General features: G+C 47.7%; 15 protein-coding genes. 9 read left to right on the top strand and 6 right to left on the bottom strand.

The genetic code is table 11. The features are described 5' to 3' along the window. The first annotated feature begins 184 nt into the window (after window positions 1–184). The 6 genes from HPY31_RS19155 (at window position 185) to HPY31_RS19130 (ending at window position 5,480) form a co-directional block, all read left to right on the top strand. Window positions 185–913 (top strand): amino acid ABC transporter ATP-binding protein, encoded by a 729-nt coding sequence (locus tag HPY31_RS19155; RefSeq protein WP_016741740.1) that lies wholly within the window; start codon window positions 185–187, stop codon window positions 911–913. 33 nt (window positions 914–946) lie between these two features. Further along, window positions 947–1,798: a transporter substrate-binding domain-containing protein gene (locus HPY31_RS19150; RefSeq protein WP_012684945.1), complete on the top strand. Its 852-nt coding sequence runs from the start codon at window positions 947–949 to the stop codon at window positions 1,796–1,798. Between the two features lie 96 nt (window positions 1,799–1,894). Beyond that, window positions 1,895–2,548 (top strand): amino acid ABC transporter permease, encoded by a 654-nt coding sequence (locus HPY31_RS19145; protein WP_172142017.1) that lies wholly within the window; start codon window positions 1,895–1,897, stop codon window positions 2,546–2,548. Window positions 2,549–2,563: 15 nt separating this feature from the next. Continuing rightward, on the top strand, window positions 2,564–3,214 hold the full coding sequence (locus HPY31_RS19140) for an amino acid ABC transporter permease (protein WP_172142016.1): 651 nt from the start codon (window positions 2,564–2,566) through the stop codon (window positions 3,212–3,214). A 76-nt stretch (window positions 3,215–3,290) separates the two neighbouring features. Beyond that, the gene (locus HPY31_RS19135; protein WP_172142015.1) at window positions 3,291–4,559 is read left to right on the top strand and encodes a sensor histidine kinase; all 1,269 of its coding nucleotides are present in this window, start codon (window positions 3,291–3,293) and stop codon (window positions 4,557–4,559) included. A 3-nt stretch (window positions 4,560–4,562) separates the two neighbouring features. Further along, a complete protein-coding gene (locus HPY31_RS19130) occupies window positions 4,563–5,480 on the top strand; it encodes a response regulator (protein WP_172142014.1) in 918 nt (305 codons plus the stop codon). A gap of 53 nt (window positions 5,481–5,533) precedes the next feature. On the opposite strand, the gene HPY31_RS19125 is transcribed toward HPY31_RS19130, so the two are convergent. Genes HPY31_RS19125 through HPY31_RS19110 form a run of 4 tightly spaced genes read right to left on the bottom strand, consistent with a single transcriptional unit; the run spans window position 5,534 to window position 8,959 of the window. Continuing rightward, window positions 5,534–6,259, bottom strand: coding sequence for an ABC transporter ATP-binding protein (locus HPY31_RS19125; RefSeq protein WP_172142013.1), 726 nt, complete (start codon window positions 6,257–6,259; stop codon window positions 5,534–5,536). Between the two features lie 5 nt (window positions 6,260–6,264). Next, window positions 6,265–7,071, bottom strand: coding sequence for an ABC transporter permease (locus HPY31_RS19120; protein ID WP_012684951.1), 807 nt, complete (start codon window positions 7,069–7,071; stop codon window positions 6,265–6,267). Between the two features lie 17 nt (window positions 7,072–7,088). Then, the gene (locus HPY31_RS19115; RefSeq protein WP_172142012.1) at window positions 7,089–7,670 is read right to left on the bottom strand and encodes a nitrous oxide reductase accessory protein NosL; all 582 of its coding nucleotides are present in this window, start codon (window positions 7,668–7,670) and stop codon (window positions 7,089–7,091) included. Then, the gene (locus HPY31_RS19110) at window positions 7,667–8,959 is read right to left on the bottom strand and encodes a right-handed parallel beta-helix repeat-containing protein (protein ID WP_172142011.1); all 1,293 of its coding nucleotides are present in this window, start codon (window positions 8,957–8,959) and stop codon (window positions 7,667–7,669) included. Before HPY31_RS19110 ends, HPY31_RS19115 begins: the two co-directional genes overlap by 4 nt. Window positions 8,960–9,319: 360 nt before the next feature. Between HPY31_RS19110 and HPY31_RS19105 the strand changes: the two genes are divergently transcribed. Further along, window positions 9,320–9,631, top strand: a complete 312-nt coding sequence (locus tag HPY31_RS19105; RefSeq protein ID WP_172142010.1) for a hypothetical protein — start codon at window positions 9,320–9,322, stop codon at window positions 9,629–9,631. Window positions 9,632–9,704: 73 nt separating this feature from the next. After that, entirely contained in the window at window positions 9,705–11,279 is a 1,575-nt protein-coding gene (locus HPY31_RS19100) for an FMN-binding glutamate synthase family protein (RefSeq protein WP_016741749.1), read from the top strand. Between the two features lie 180 nt (window positions 11,280–11,459). On the opposite strand, the gene HPY31_RS19095 is transcribed toward HPY31_RS19100, so the two are convergent. Both HPY31_RS19095 and HPY31_RS19090 read right to left on the bottom strand, forming a co-directional pair. Continuing rightward, a complete protein-coding gene (locus tag HPY31_RS19095; protein WP_012684957.1) occupies window positions 11,460–11,990 on the bottom strand; it encodes a peroxiredoxin in 531 nt (176 codons plus the stop codon). A 75-nt stretch (window positions 11,991–12,065) separates the two neighbouring features. Beyond that, complete coding sequence (locus tag HPY31_RS19090; protein WP_172142009.1) at window positions 12,066–12,950, bottom strand: hypothetical protein; 885 nt, start codon at window positions 12,948–12,950, stop codon at window positions 12,066–12,068. Between the two features lie 256 nt (window positions 12,951–13,206). Between HPY31_RS19090 and HPY31_RS19085 the strand changes: the two genes are divergently transcribed. After that, the gene (locus HPY31_RS19085) at window positions 13,207–15,294 is read left to right on the top strand and encodes a TerD family protein (RefSeq protein WP_172142008.1); all 2,088 of its coding nucleotides are present in this window, start codon (window positions 13,207–13,209) and stop codon (window positions 15,292–15,294) included. Window positions 15,295–15,374: the final 80 nt, after the last annotated feature.

Raw genomic sequence — 15,374 nt, 5'->3', positions numbered from 1 at the left:
CCGGCCTCCATTCAGGTCTTACATAATATATTGGCTCCCATTTGCTTGGGAGGTTCACTTCGTTTTTTTATTGTGTGTTATTAGAAAATTTTAAACAGAAAAACTTTTCTTTGTCTTTTTCAGTAGTTTTGAGTAGTTCGACATTAGTATACAAAATAAGACATAGAGCAAGGGGGATTTAAGGTTGATTAGTTTTCATCAAGTCAATAAACATTACGGAAGCTTTCATGTCCTCAAGAACATCAACCTGCATATCAACCAGGGAGAAGTCGTCGTGGTCATTGGCCCGTCAGGATCGGGTAAAAGCACGATGGTTCGCTGCATCAACAGATTGGAAACGGTTACAGACGGAGAGCTAGTGGTAGACGGGGTGAAAGTGAACGATAAAAACACCGATATCAACAAGCTGCGTCGGGACATCGGCATGGTGTTCCAGCACTTCAATCTATACCCGCACAAGACCGTACTGCAAAACATTACGCTGGCACCAACTAAGGTACTGGGCGTATCGCAGAAGGAAGCCGAAGAAACGGCTCTCTACTATTTGGAAAAGGTAGGGATTCCGGAAAAGGCAGAAATGTTCCCAACGCAACTATCTGGCGGGCAACAGCAACGCGTAGCCATTGCGCGCGGACTGGCTATGCGACCAAAAATCATGCTGTTTGACGAACCGACCTCTGCACTGGACCCCGAGACAATCGGAGAAGTGCTCGATGTCATGAAGAAGCTGGCGAAGGAAGGCATGACGATGGTGGTCGTGACGCATGAAATGGGCTTCGCCCGCGAAGTGGCAGATCGCATCGTGTTTATGGATCAGGGCACGATTCTCGAAGATTCGACACCAGAGGAGTTTTTCGCAAGTCCGCGTGAAGAACGTGCACGTTTGTTCTTGAGTCGGATTTTGAATCACTAAAAAAAGAAAACGATAGAGAAAAGGGGTATTCAGATGAAAGCAAACAAGCTGTGGAAAAAGGTAGCAGGTATGGGTCTCGTTCTGATGCTGAGCGCAACTGCGTTGGCAGGCTGTGGTGGGGGTAGTACAACAGAAGGCGGCGCAAAAGGTACACCAGCTGCAGCAGGTACAGGCACATTGGCAAAAATCAAAGAAAGAGACAAATTCGTAGTCGGCGTGAAGTACGACCTGAATTTGTTCGGCTTGAAAGATCCGGCAACCGGAAATGTAGAAGGCTTCGATATCGATATTGCGAAAGCGATCGCAAAGAAAGTACTCGGGGACGAAAACAAAATTGAGCTGAAGGAAGTAACCTCTAAAACGCGTATTCCGATGCTGAAAAACGGAGAAATTGACGCGATCATCGCAACGATGACCATTACAGAAGACCGTAAAAAAGAAGTAGACTTCTCTGATGTGTACTTCCTGGCAGGTCAATCTTTCTTGGTGAAAAAGGACAGCCCAATCAACGGTCTGAAAGACATGCAAAAAGGCATGAAAATCGTGACCGCAAAAGGTTCTACTTCTGCGAAAAATATCAGAGCGAGTGCTCCTGATGTAGAAGTACTTGAATTCGAAAACTACGCGGAAGCCTTCACAGCACTCAAAGCTGGTCAAGGTGACGCGCTGACAACTGATAACGCTCTTCTATACGGTATGGCGAAGCAAGACCCGAACTACCGTGTAACAGAAGAGACCTTCACGGAAGAGCCATACGGTATTGCAATCAGCAAGGGTGACGCTGAATTCGTGAAAACCGTGAACGATCTGCTGAAAGAAATGAAAGAAAACGGTGAATACGACAAGATTTACGAAAAATGGATCGGAACAAAACCTAAAAAATAATGCGGTTCGACTCCATAAAGAATGAGCGGTTTACTCTGCCGCTCATTCCCTTATATCCCCAACAGAATTTTGCACACAAGGAGGATCGCATAAGAGATGATCGATTTTTCTATCTTGTTTGATCACATGGATATGTATCTCAAAGGCTTTTGGAACACCTTGCAAGCGAGCCTGCTTGCTCTCGTTGGGAGCTTTGTACTAGGGACGCTCTTTGCGATCTTTCGGATTTCTCCGATTCGTCCACTCAAGTGGATCGCTACGGCCTACATCGAGTTTGTGCGTAATATCCCGTTGATTCTCGTCGTTTTCCTCTTTTTTGTGGGCTTGCCGGCCATTGGTATCGTACTGGAGCCTTTTATTGCAGGTACGCTTGGCTTGACAGTGTATACCGCAGCATTTATCGCGGAGACGATACGTGCAGGCATTCAGGCAATTCCAAAAGGACAGACAGAAGCCGCTCGTTCCTCGGGATTGACGTACGGACAAACGATGCGCTATATCATTTTGCCGCAAGCGATCAAGGTCGTGATCCCGCCGATGGGCAACCAGTTTATCAATCTCGTAAAAAACTCCTCGGTATTAGGTGTGATTGCAGGTCTTGACCTGATGTACTTTGGAGACCTAATTGCCGCTGATATGTTTGTTACCTTTGATGTGTACATCTTTGTAGCTGTTTTTTATCTGATTCTGACCCTTCCGTTGAGCGCGTTCGTCAGTTATTTGGAGCGACGCTTGGCTGGAAGCCGCTAAGGAGGAGGGGACATCATGGACTTTACCGGAGCATATGCGCCCAGTCATTTGACCTTCCTGCTCGAAGGCTTTTTGGTCACTTTGCAGGTCGCTTTCTTGTCAATTGTCTTCAGCTTTACGATTGCGATTATCGTAGGGGTTGTGCGTTACGCAAAAATTCCCGGAGTCTCACAAGTTCTCGGGACAATTGTAGAGCTGATTCGCAATTTGCCGCTCTTGTTAATTATTTTCTTTACGTATTTTGCTCTCCCGGAAGTGGGAATCAAGCTGGACAAGTTTTGGGCCGCTGTTCTGGCGTTGGTTATTTTCGAAGCAGCGATGTTATCGGAAATCGTGCGAAGTGGTTTAAATTCGGTCGAAAAAGGACAGATTGAAGCTGCACGTTCCTCTGGTCTGAATTATGTCCAGACACTGTGGCATGTTGTCCTTCCACAGGCTCTCAGAAGGATGGTTCCGCCGATTGTGAGCCAATTCATTTCGCTCCTGAAGGATACGTCGCTGGCTGTCGTAATCGCTTTGCCAGAGCTGATGAACCATGCGCAAATCATTAACGGACGCAATGTCAACTACGTCATCCCGACCTTCCTAATGGTGGCAGTGATGTATTTTGTTGTCAACTACGCGCTGTCAGTCGTCTCCAAGCGACTGGAAAACAAGCACGCGTAAGCGTTTTATCTTTGCAGATCTCCGATTCTTAGTAAAATAAGAATAGGAGATCTTTTTCCGTGTGAAAGGAGCAGCTATGCGAGAACGCCTTTTGATCCTGTTTATTATCATGCTGGCAACTGCTTTTTTTGGAGAGATGAAGGTAAACCCGGTAGGAGGGTCTTTTCGTTTTTCTTTGGGCATCGCTGCTTTCTTTTTCGGATTGCTGTGGTTTTCGTCCGTACCTGTATTGTTGACAGGTTTTTTTACAGGGACGTTTATCTTCGGATTTCGCGTCGGAATGGATGTCTTTTTTGCGTACCGTCCATACATGGAGAGTGTGGCTGCGCATCTTCCCTCCGCCTTTTTCTATTTCAGCTTTACGGTTCTGTTTTATTTGCTCCGTGCGCGAAGGTATCGCGAGTTTCCTCTATGGTTAGGGCTGATAGGTGCATCTATTGATTTCATTTCCAATGTGGTAGAGATCCAAGTGCGACAGTATTTCACTGATTTTCCGCCGATCACTTGGCAGAGCTTTTTGATGCTTCTCTTCTTTGGGGTCTTGCGTAGCTTTTTTGCTGTTGGTCTGTACAACAGCTTTTCGATCAGGCAGTTGCGGGCAGTGGGAGAGGTGCGTCAGCAAGAGTTGGAGCGTCTGCGGATGATCAATACGGAGCTGTATGAAGAAGCCTTTTACTTGCGCAAATCGATGACGCATTTGGAGGAAATCACGCGCGAGAGCTACCAGCTTTACAGACGTCTGCTCACCTCGGAGCATGCAGAATCCCCGACGGCCTTGGCGATTGCCGAGAATGTACATGAAGTGAAAAAAGATTCGCAACGGATGCTGGCGGGCATTTCCAAGCTAATCAATCAGGAGGGACTAGCACCACAGCTGCCGATCAAAGAGCTGTGTGAGCTGGTTGCTCGGGCGAATCAGAAGTACGCCGAGATGTTGGGAAAGGAAATTCAAATCGAGTGGAGCTGTCACATCAACCTGTCTACCAGCCAAATCTATGCGCTGCTCTCCGTGCTAAACAACCTGGTTGCCAATGCAGTAGAGGCGATTCCCACGTCGGGACGGATTGAGCTGAATGTGAAGCTGATTCATCGTCATCTGGTATTCAGTGTACTTGACAGTGGTCCGGGAATCCCGCTGGAAGAGCAGGAATGGGTGTTTCAGCCCGGGTATACGACGAAATACGATGAAAAGGGAAATGCATCTACCGGAATTGGACTGACGCATGCCCGAGGAATTGTCCAAAGCCTACAAGGAAGCCTGCGGATTTTACCTGATCAGAAGCAAATGACGCACTTAGAAGTGCAAATTCCGACTGACCAATTGCTCGGAAAGGAGGGAGTGTAAGTAATGATACGTTTCTTTTTAATTGAAGATGATGCCGTAGTGCGCCGCATGCTCGAACGGATTATTCAAGACAGCGGGTTGGGTGAAATTGTAGGACAAGCCAGCGACGGCAGTCACGTATCGATTGATCAGCTGTATGGGGTCGATGTCATTTTGATCGACTTGTTAATGCCGGGACTCGATGGCATCCAAACGATCAAAAAGTTGCAGGCAGATGGTTTCGCGGGCCGCTTCATTATGGTGTCACAGGTGGAGAACAAGGAAATGATCGGAGAGGCTTATTTGCAAGGAATTGATACCTTTATTCAAAAGCCGATCAACCGCCTCGAAGTCATGGCTGTGTTAAAGCGGGTATCGGATTACTTGACGCTGGAGGCCTCTCTGCAAACCATCCGCAAATCCTTACAAATCCTCGATGTCAAAGCAAAAGAACCACATACCAGCGGCTTGAAAAGTCAGTCATCCGATCAGGATATTTTGGCACAAAAAGCGAGAAAGCTGCTGTTGCAGCTAGGGATCGCAGGTGAAGCCGGGGCCCCCGATCTGCTATTGATCATGGAATGGCTCGTACAGGATGAGCGGCAAGGAGACAAGCTACACGAATTGCAGCTCAAGGAACTGTACACACAAATTCTGCTGAAGGTGCATGCTAGCTTGAATGAGCATGGCATTACCAAAGAGGTGCGTGCCATGGAACAACGGATTCGCCGGATGGTCCTACAAGCCTTTACGCATCTTTCCTCATTGGGGTTGACCGACTATGCCAACCCGACCTTTGAACACTTTGCACCACGACTGTTTGACTTTCAAGAAATTCGCCAACGGATGCAAGAGCTGGAGGCGGGCGAAAAAACGACGAAGTGCCGGATTAGTGTGAAAAAGTTTTTATCGGTCTTTTATATGGAAGCGAAGGCGCTATAAATAGCAAAAACGCGGGAGTCGATCTAAACGATCAAATCTCCCGCGTTTTTTATTCATGCCCTTGCCTGATTCACAAGCTCGGAAAAGGCACCATACAAACCAATTGCCCCGTACTGCTGCTGATACTCCTTTATCGACCCATCACGCACGATTTTCCCATTCATCAAGAAAATTGCCCGATCCGCTACCGCATCTGCCACCTGCAATTGGTGTGTCGTAAAGAGAACGGATTGACCCGCTAGCTTTACTTCCCGCACGAGATCGACAAATGCATCCATCCAATACGGATCGAGTCCGTTGGTCGGTTCATCGAGAACAACGAGTGCAGGCTTTGCCAATATCGCTTGGGCAAACAAGAGACGCTGCTGCATGCCTTTGGAGAACTGAGACACCCGTTTGTTTCTCACTTCATGCAGTCCCACCATTTTCAGCAGCCGATGCGCCTCTTCGGCGGTGCGATTGCGCAGGGAAGCGTAAAACTCGAGCGTTTCTCTCGCGGTTAGTCCGGCAGAAAACGTAAAGTGATCCGGCATATAACCGATTTCTTGAAGATACTCTACGCGATTATCGTTCCAGTTTAACCCGTTGAGCTGAATGGTTCCCGAAGAAGGCGGGAGAATACCGACCAGCATCCGCAGAATCGTACTTTTCCCTGCGCCGTTCCCGCCGCATAGGGCGACGACCTGACCGGGTGGAATGTTCATACTGAATGGGTGGACGATTGTTTTCCCATTGATTTCCTTGGTAACCTGGTCGATGGTAAGTCCTAACGTATTCATTAACATTACCTTCTTTCCCATACCCGGATGGCTATGAACAAGGTCGCACTGATCCAGAGTAGACTGAGTGTGACAAAGATGAGATCACCAAGCGGAGAATCAGCCCAGTACACCCATTTGTAGTACTCAGGTCCAAAGATCGAGCCACCGCCTAATCTGGCAACGGAAAAGATTCGTACAAACTCCGCTGGGTTGAGAAACGTTGCGAGCTGAAGCAGAGGCTTGATCCATGTATACGGGACGAAGCTGAGCACAGAGATGAGAAGAGTAGGCCATGCCAGAATATAGAAGAACCAGATGCTGACCCCCATCGTCAAAGCCTGCCAGCGGTTTTTACTAATGGCGCCAATCAGCATGGCAATTCCCAAAAATAAAAGAATGAGACAGATGGAAAAGGCAAGCAAAAACAAAAGTGTCGAGAATGCAAAGCTTTTTCCTAACAGCATACCAGCTACACCAGACAACCCATACCCGAAGCTGACGATCGCAACCAACACGAGTGCTTGTCCCAAATATTTCCCCACCAAAAACGAAAAGGTCGTCATGGAGTAGGTAGAGAGGAGCTGCCAGCTTCCCTCTTCTTTTTCCGCCGTCAAGGAAAAAGAGGAGAGAAGCATCGTCATCAGTGGCAGCAAATACAAAATCAGATTCAGCATGGTACCTGTCGTATACGTATAACCCTTCATGTAGGACTGCGATTGGATAATCAAGAGCCCCAAACTAAACAGGGAGAACAGAGCCATAAACGAGTAGGACCATGGATTGCGAAAGCCTACCTTCACTTCTCGTTTGGCAATCAGATTGATGTGCAAAGACTCCACTCCCTCTGTTAGTTATGTGTGGTTGGGGTAGTACTATTGCTGCCGTGATCGGCTGGCTTGCTTTCGTGACCGCCATGATGCTGACCTTCGGAAGACTGACCGTCTTTGTTCATGTGCTTGCTCATGCTATTTTCCCAGCTATGATTTTTCAACTGATCCGCACTCATGACAATACCTTTCTTTTGTTCCGCAACGAAGCTGTCTGCAGCAGACTTCTCTTTGAAAGAGTAGATGCCATATGTCATTGGCGTTTTGAAGTCTTTGTCGTAAGCGTAGGTAGCTTTCTCTGCTTTTGTCCATTCTGCTGTGTAGTAATCGCGGACAAATTGTACAGCTACGTTATCGGTTCCATTCTCTTTCATCCAGTTGTTCATGCAGCCGAGATCATCGAACTTCAGTGCTTTTCCATCTTTTAAGACGATTTCAGTAGCATTGTGATCGTTAGGGACATGCATTTTGCAAAGGTCGCATTTGTCTACGCCTTCAGCGACATCCACAGGTTTCGGCTCTTCGCTTCCGCAGCCGACCATAAGCAGGCTAATACCGATAATTGCTCCGATTGTTGTACCCCATTTTTTCATTTTGTTCATGATTTTCTCACTCCTATATAAATGATGGAACAGCTTCCTACTAACAAAATAAGTCCAAGAATGCCTGCACCCCAACTGCTCGTTTCCCCGGATTCAAGTAACACGGTGTCCGAGGGTTGCATTAAAGGAGATGCGTCTTTGATTGCTGAACCGGCCCCACTTGTAAACAAGCCTTCCAGAAACACGAATCCCGGGGCTTGGAAAAACAACTGGTAGGCAGGAACCGCATCGGTCAAACCTAGGTAAAAAGGATTCATCTCGTACGGCAAATCACTGCGGGAATCCCCGTTCACATCGAGTCCTTGCAGATTGTCCCAGTAGTTTTTGTTTAAGTTGTTGTTCTGACTATCCTGGGCTTGCGCTTGGATGACGTTGGAGACGAATTGATTATCGGTTAATACGTTGTCAGAAGAGGACAAAAACTGCATGCCGATAAAGTTGAGACTGAGTAAATTGTTTTTGACTGTAATTCCGGATGATTGCTCTAAATATAGTCCAACGCGGTTCCCCTCAATCGTGTTGTTTGCAATCAGCGTATCCTGTACGGTAATGAGAAGAATTCCTTGCGAACCAGGATTTTTTTGCTGTTTCAAAAATTGATTCCCGGTAACCGTCAATTTGCGCGACTCCATAAGCTGGGAGCCTGTCACATTTTCCATTCCAATGTTGTTGATGACGGTCGTATCAGAGGTGCCCATGAAATGATAGCCGTACCGCGAGCTCGTCACCAGATTTTGTTCCAGATGGTTTCGATCGCTATTTTCGACGTAAAAGCCATCTTCGACATTCGTCACCTGATTTTTAATGAAACGGTTATGATCCGATTCACGCACGTCAATTCCGTTTCCTCGTCTCGCTTTTTCCGTTTGCTTTGGCTTTACTTCAGGCTGTGCTCCGTGATTATGTCCAGAACTGGTCGTTGGGCTGCCATCACCTTTGATTTTTCCGATGACTTGAACGTTATACAGCGTGTTGTAGTCTGCTTGCCGTAATTGAATACCGATCCCTTTCGTTTCAACGATGACATTCTCCAGGAAGTTTTGATCGCCACGGATGACAAGAGCGGCTACGTCACTGTTGATTCGCTTGTCCACGATATGGATTCCTTGCACGCTCACATTGTCGCTTTCAATCGTGAGCGTTGCCTCTTCCTCGGTCGGATTGATGATCTTCACTGGATCATTGGCTACCAATTGAATCGGCTTGGTAATGCGGATCGGACCTTTGTACAAACCATACGGGATGATAACGGTATCGTTAGGGCGTGCTTGATCAATCATCGCCTGCAAGGAGTCAGTATCCGCAGGCGCCGCCTTTGCTGCGATAGGCAGCTGTAGAGCAACGATACAAATGACGGAGACGAAAAGTAGCGGGAGAGATAATTTTCGATTGTTCCATCGTAATGACAGGGTGCATCCTCCCCTATTCCACTAGAGAGCTCTCTTGTTTATTGCCGGATCATCGGCTGCTAGCTACATTTAGGATAACAGCCTCTTTTCATTTTCGTATGACTCAACCGGGCTATAAAACGTGTCAAAAAACGCAACGATTATGAAAAAATGGAAGGATTGAGAGGTTTACACCTGAGGTGGCATTGTACAATCGAAGCGGTCATACTAAATGGTAGAGACGAAAAGGAGAGACGATAAATGGATACAAACATAGAAAAAGCACTGCGTACGACGCTGGAATATTGGGATCGGATGAAAAAGAGCCACGAAGACGACGCGGAGGACGACGCGAATCAGTTTGAGGCTTCGTTTTACCGTATGATAGATTGCATTCGCGAGTGGTACGATCAGTTGGAGATGAAGCCTGATACGGTAGAGGATGCACTGCTTCTTCCAGACATGGCAGAGGTTGCAGAGCAGCTGCCTGTAGAGATCATGCTGAATTTTGAAACGGAGCTGGAATTAATCGTAGATGGACTAATTCGGGAGGATGATGAGAAATACGATTAAAAACAGAGAACTTGTTGCATCCTATCCTTGACATGATTTACTAGAATATTGTGTTTGGGGAGGATAAGCACAAGTGGTACCTACTCTGTTATGCGTCATTATCATCATCCTTCTTCTGCCACCCATTGTATTTTTCGGTTATATGTACGCCTTGTCTAAGCAACCGAAGCACTCCATTATTCGTTCCCATCCTTTTTTGGGGTGGATGCGTTATTTGCTGGAAAAGCTCGGGCCTGAGTTTCGCCAGTATTGGTTTGAATCGGATACAGAAGGGAAGCCGTTCTCCCGTTCTGACTTTGTCGGTATGGTTTATGCGGCCAAATATAGGACCGACCTGATCTCGTTTGGTGGAAAACGCGATTACGAGGAGCCCGGATTTTATTTGTCCAATGCGATGTTCCCGAGGCTGACGAGTGAGTTGCGGGTAGATAACGAGAAAGTGGTTCCTGGAAAAAAGTATGAGATTACCCATGAGGGACTGTTTACAAGAAGAGAAAAGCTTATCGAGGAACTAGAGGTTAAGCCGTGGATGCTGCATGACGAGGATGTCATTGTCGTGGGCGAAAACAGAAGGCAGCCCTGGCGGCTAAAAGGGATGTTCGGTGCCTCAGCTACCTCCTTTGGGGCAGTGGGAGAAAACTATATCATGTCCGCTGGGTATGGGGCACGTATGGCAGGGGGCTCTTGGATCAATACAGGAGAGGGTGGCGTTGCAGAAGTTCACCTCTCTACAGGTGTAGATATTATTTCGCAAATCGGGCCTGGGATGTTTGGCTTCCGTGATGACAAGGGCAAGTTTTCCATCGAAGAATTCAAGAAAAAGGCAAGCATCCCGAACATCAAAGCTTTCGAACTGAAATTTCATCAAGGGGCCAAAATACGCGGAGGGCATCTCGAGGGCGCCAAGGTCACAGAAAAAGTCGCGGCAGCAAGGCTGGTACCTGTGGGACAAACAGTCAATTCACCGAACCGCTTCGAGTTCCTCAGCAATCCGGATGAAGCCTTGCGTTTCATCGGTAGTTTGCAGGAGGCGGGAGGCAAGCCGGTGGGAGTAAAAATCGTCGTCGGCGATCCGAAGCGGTTGGAGCATTTTTTTGAGAAAATGCTGGAGCTGTCCATTTACCCGGATTTTATGACGGTTGACGGCTCTGAGGGCGGTTCAGGCGCAATGTTCAAGGCAATGGCAGATGGCATGGGCTTGCCGCTGTTCGCCGCGCTCATCATTCTCGATGATACGATGCGGAAATTCGGCGTACGGGATCGCATCAGGATTTTTGCTTCCGGCAAGCTGGTTACCCCTGACAAAGTAGCGATCGCCATGGCATTGGGAGCGGATTGCGTCAACTCCGCGCGAGGCTTCATGATTGCAACTGGCTGCATCATGGCGATGCAATGCCATACAGGTAAATGTCCGACAGGAGTCACTACGACGGATTCTAAATACCAGGAGGCGCTGGTTCCAGCAGAAAAGCAGTGGCGGGTCATGAACTATATTTTACAGTTGAGGGAAGGCTTGTTCTCGCTGGCGGCAGCATGTGGCTTGGAGAGTCCGACCGAGCTTCGGAGAGAGCATGTCGTGTTTACCAACGAAAGCGGGGAGACCGTGCGTGTGGTTGACTTGTTTCCGTACCCGGCCGCGTCTAGATAAGTATTTACAAAGAAGATAAATAATGGTATGGTGAACAAATCAGGCTATAGTACACCTTCCTTCTAACCCAACTGAGATTAGGGGTACTGCTTTCCTGATTTTTTTATGCCTATTATTAAAATGAAAAAGGCCGTATGATCCTGTGCAAGTGATCATGCGGCCTTTGTTTATGTCTATCGATTAGGAAATCGTGTTTTGCCCAGGCTTCCAGTCCATTGGGCACAATCCGCCTGATTGCAGAGCTTCGATCACACGGAGCGTCTCGTCTACGCTTCTGCCGACCTTGGAGTTGGAGATCACTGCGTATTGCAGGATGCCTTCTGGATCGATGATGAAGCTGCCGCGCAGCGGAGCTTTGGTTGCTTCGTCCAGCACACCGTATGCCATGGTCGCTTCTTTGCTGTAATCCGAAGCGAGAGGGAAGGAGAGTGGACCGATGCCTTCACTCGCTCTCATCCATGCTTTGTGTGTATGTATGCTGTCGCCGCTAATGCCCAGCACCTCGACATTTAAATCCGTGAACTCCTTGATCCGGCGATTGAGGCTGAGGATTTCGGTCGGGCATACTTTCGAAAAGTCAAACGGATAAAAGAACAAAAGAAGCCATTTTCCACGATAGTCTACCAAGCTCTTTGGCAGAGGAAATCCGTTGTCAAATGTCACGGTGTCCATCGTAAAATCAGGTGCAGGAAGTCCAATACGTGCTGTCATAGATCAATCTCCTCGTTTCTGATACCGTATGTCAGGTACTGGTAACAAAGTATCACGAATGATAAGGAGAATCAATTAGTTCGGAATATCAGAAGTGTAGTGGAGCTTTTTTGCATCTTTCTTTTGGAGAAGGAAGAAAACGATTGGAATAAAGGAAACCAAGAAACAACAGGCGGCGATAATCGGAAATGCGGACATTTCCAAAACAGCGCGACCGAGATAGGTTTGCCAGCCGATTGCAGCTAAACCGAGCAAGTAGGCGATACCTGTGAGATGGATGAATCCAGTACGAGCAGTGGGCACATGCTTTTTACGTTCCGCTAACCAAGCGACAAAAGGTACTGCTTGCAGAGCATGAAAACCAATACCGTGGAGCCAAATGATATTCCCTGCCTCTCCGACCACTCGACCATGGTTGAATGAAATCCAGAGGCCAGCCGCAAACGAGAGTATAATCGCAATCATTGCATAGCGGATGCCAACGGCCAGCTCTGGGTGTAGGGAATATGCTTTTCTGCGGAAAAACTGAATGGCAATGAATACATAAAAGAGGACCAGGAGAAGAGCTACAAAAGTAAAAATGGAACCAACAGCGACGTCGAAGGGTGTGCCATTTTTGACGAACCTCGGGTCCACGCCGCGGAAGTTTTGCACGGTTTCAGCTCCGTAAGAATAGAGAGCAAGCAGGATATAAGACCAGCGAAAGCAAGCTCTACTTCGCGTGCCCAGTGCAGATAACGGAATGATTGCGGCTGTCGTTAATAAAAATATTCCGAGTGCGGCATTAAAGGAAAACGCCTTCGAAACATCGCCATTAGGAGCGACGGGTCCCCCGTACAGCATAACCCAGATTGCGCATATGGCAGCGAGTAAGAAGCCGAGCAAGCCGGTATACACTAACCATTTCTCCCCTTGAAAGAAAGGGGGTGCTGTATGACTTTTCATAACAGATTGCTTCATGAATCGAGTTCTCCCTCCAGTAAAGTTTTGGTACTCTGCTACTCACTTTACAGGGATGAAGAATGCGGAATAACGGGCAGCGGAATGAAATCGAATTAGGACTGGGGACGGATTTATGTCTCGTTCCTGAGGGAGAGCTTTACCATCAGGGAGAATTGAAGTAAGATGGATAAAAATTACAAAAAGGAATAAAAAATCAGGCTATTGTACACCTTTCTTCTAAGCGAAAGGGTTCCTGATTTTTTTCGTGATGCCAATGAAAAATCAAATCTACCTTCGTCGTAAAAATAAAGTCATCGTACATCAGGGGCAGCATGAACTGCCTACCTCTTATTTAGCTGCGGCTTTGCGCAACATAGAGAGCTTGGGCTATACCTTTTCACTGGAATTGCTAGAAAGAATCCGGACGCTGTCGGAAGGAGAGTTTTTTGCGCTCTATTCGGATGTGGTAGCTGTGCTAAAAGTAAAGATCGGGGCATCCCGCCAGTACAAGCCGATGTATCCGAATTTTCCTAAGCAAGTCATGGAGGCTAGCGAGGGTGAGCTGTTTGTAAATGCGATCATTCATTATTTGACATTGGACCTTCCTGTGCACGAAGTGAAAAAACGTTTGCCTTTGCTAAGAGAATCTCGCCTGAAGCTAATTCATTTGGGCACAGATGAAGAGCTGCTTCAGATAGGAATGAACTTGCTGCGCGCCAATAGCTCGCTGTCCGCTACTGACAAGGAAGACTTGGAGGGCTTGATTCAGGCTTATGAAAGGGTTTCAGAAGCTCTGCCAGCAGAAATTCCTCAAAAGGAAAACGTGGCGATCGCTGCTAGCCTGCTGCTCAAGTATGACAAGCTTCCTGCAACCTTCTTTTCTAATTATTTCAAGACCGCAACAGATGTACTGCGTCTGGCGGTGGCGCTGTCTGACGGGGATGTGAGCTTGGCAGAGCCTGCAAAATTTCGCAAGTTCAAACGCGGGGAAAGAAGACTGCTCCTTAGCCTGCTGGAAGCCAGCTCGAATATCGTAGAAGACATGAATCGTTACAAAAACAGATGGATTCGTCTTGGGGAAATCTTGCATCCATTTGAATATAAGGATCGCTATCCGAAAGCAGCAGAAGCATTCGATATTTTGCGCAACAATCACAAGATCGAGACGTTCAATAGCCAAGTAGAGCAGGCGCTGGTCCGTGCGGATGTGAATACGGCGATCAAGCTGCTCGAACAGCGCCCAGGGGAATTTGCCCGTCGGCTGGATCATTTGTTGCGTTTGACGGAGCAGGGGAGTCCAGTCCTTACTGCCTTCGATAAAATTGCAGATGGTGTATCGACTCCAGTTCTTTTGCAAGTCATGAATCACTTCGACAAACGGGACAGCTACGGGGAATGGCGGACCTTTTTTCCGAAAGGGCAAGTGGCGAAAGTACAGGCAATCGAAAACCGAGTGCCAGGCTTGCAAGAGGACATCAGACAGAAGGCAGCGGATATTTGCCGGACAGCGTTGTTGAACCGTTTTGCCCAATTGCCGTCGCTGGGCAACGTCTATATCGATCCACAGCTACAGGAGCATCTCGTTCCGTTTTCGATGCGATCCGCCAGCAAGGCATTGCGCACGATTGCACGCGGCTCCCGACTAGCGATCCCGGATGGAGAAACGATTCGCTTTTTCCTGTGGTGGAAGGAAGGAATCGTCAACGATGTGCCTACAGGCAGAGTCGATATCGATTTGTCTGCCGTGCTCTATAACGAAGACTGGAAGTACATGGAGCATATTTCTTATACCAATCTGCGTTCCGACAAGTATCAAGCGTACCATAGCGGGGATATCGTGGAGGCTCCCAAAGGTGCGTGCGAATTCATCGACATCGGCATTGATTCTGTCATCCGCTATGGTGGTCGGTACGTCGTCATGAACCTGTATTCGTATACGAGTCATCCTTATTGCGATTTGCCTGAATGCTACGCAGGCTGGATGATTCGGTCGGCGCCACAGACAGGAGAAATTTTCGAGCCGCAGACAGTACAGGACAAGATTGATCTCGCCGCAAACACGCAGATTTGTATCCCGGTCATTCTGGATCTCATGGAGAGAAAAGTGATTTGGACGGATATTGCCCTGAATTCCGATCCGCGTTTTGCCAACAATGTGGAGTCCAATGCCGGAGGGGTGGAGCTGATGGGAAGAGCGCTCACCTCGTTGGTGAAGCCTACCTTGCATGAGTTGTTCATGCTTCATGCACAAGCGAGAGGAACGTTGACTGATCAAGCAGAAGAGGCAGATACGGTATTTTCCTTGGAGGAAGGGATTACGCCGTTTGATACGGAGATCATCATGGCGGATTTTATGCAGTAAGGTTAGGGGAATGTAAGGCTTGGGTTCGGTATTGTACCGGACTCAAGCCTTTTCATTTTGTCTATTCTAGCTAAAAATTT

It is taken from the genome of Brevibacillus sp. HB1.3 (assembly GCF_013186635.1).
Lineage (GTDB): Bacteria > Bacillota > Bacilli > Brevibacillales > Brevibacillaceae > Brevibacillus > Brevibacillus brevis_D.
This window is presented reverse-complemented; position numbering and strand designations above follow the sequence as displayed.

What these genes read in the sequence shown, in the direction of transcription:
- HPY31_RS19125 (WP_172142013.1), bottom strand. Translation starts at nt 6,259, where the DNA reads ATGAATACGTTAGGACTTACCATCGACCAGGTTACCAAGGAAATCAAT.
- HPY31_RS19150 (WP_012684945.1), top strand. Translation starts at nt 947, where the DNA reads ATGAAAGCAAACAAGCTGTGGAAAAAGGTAGCAGGTATGGGTCTCGTT.
- HPY31_RS19130 (WP_172142014.1), top strand. Translation starts at nt 4,563, where the DNA reads ATGATACGTTTCTTTTTAATTGAAGATGATGCCGTAGTGCGCCGCATG.
- HPY31_RS19135 (WP_172142015.1), top strand. Translation starts at nt 3,291, where the DNA reads ATGCGAGAACGCCTTTTGATCCTGTTTATTATCATGCTGGCAACTGCT.
- HPY31_RS19140 (WP_172142016.1), top strand. Translation starts at nt 2,564, where the DNA reads ATGGACTTTACCGGAGCATATGCGCCCAGTCATTTGACCTTCCTGCTC.
- HPY31_RS19085 (WP_172142008.1), top strand. Translation starts at nt 13,207, where the DNA reads ATGAAAAATCAAATCTACCTTCGTCGTAAAAATAAAGTCATCGTACAT.
- HPY31_RS19105 (WP_172142010.1), top strand. Translation starts at nt 9,320, where the DNA reads ATGGATACAAACATAGAAAAAGCACTGCGTACGACGCTGGAATATTGG.
- HPY31_RS19145 (WP_172142017.1), top strand. Translation starts at nt 1,895, where the DNA reads ATGATCGATTTTTCTATCTTGTTTGATCACATGGATATGTATCTCAAA.
- HPY31_RS19115 (WP_172142012.1), bottom strand. Translation starts at nt 7,670, where the DNA reads ATGAACAAAATGAAAAAATGGGGTACAACAATCGGAGCAATTATCGGT.
- HPY31_RS19090 (WP_172142009.1), bottom strand. Translation starts at nt 12,950, where the DNA reads ATGAAGCAATCTGTTATGAAAAGTCATACAGCACCCCCTTTCTTTCAA.
- HPY31_RS19095 (WP_012684957.1), bottom strand. Translation starts at nt 11,990, where the DNA reads ATGACAGCACGTATTGGACTTCCTGCACCTGATTTTACGATGGACACC.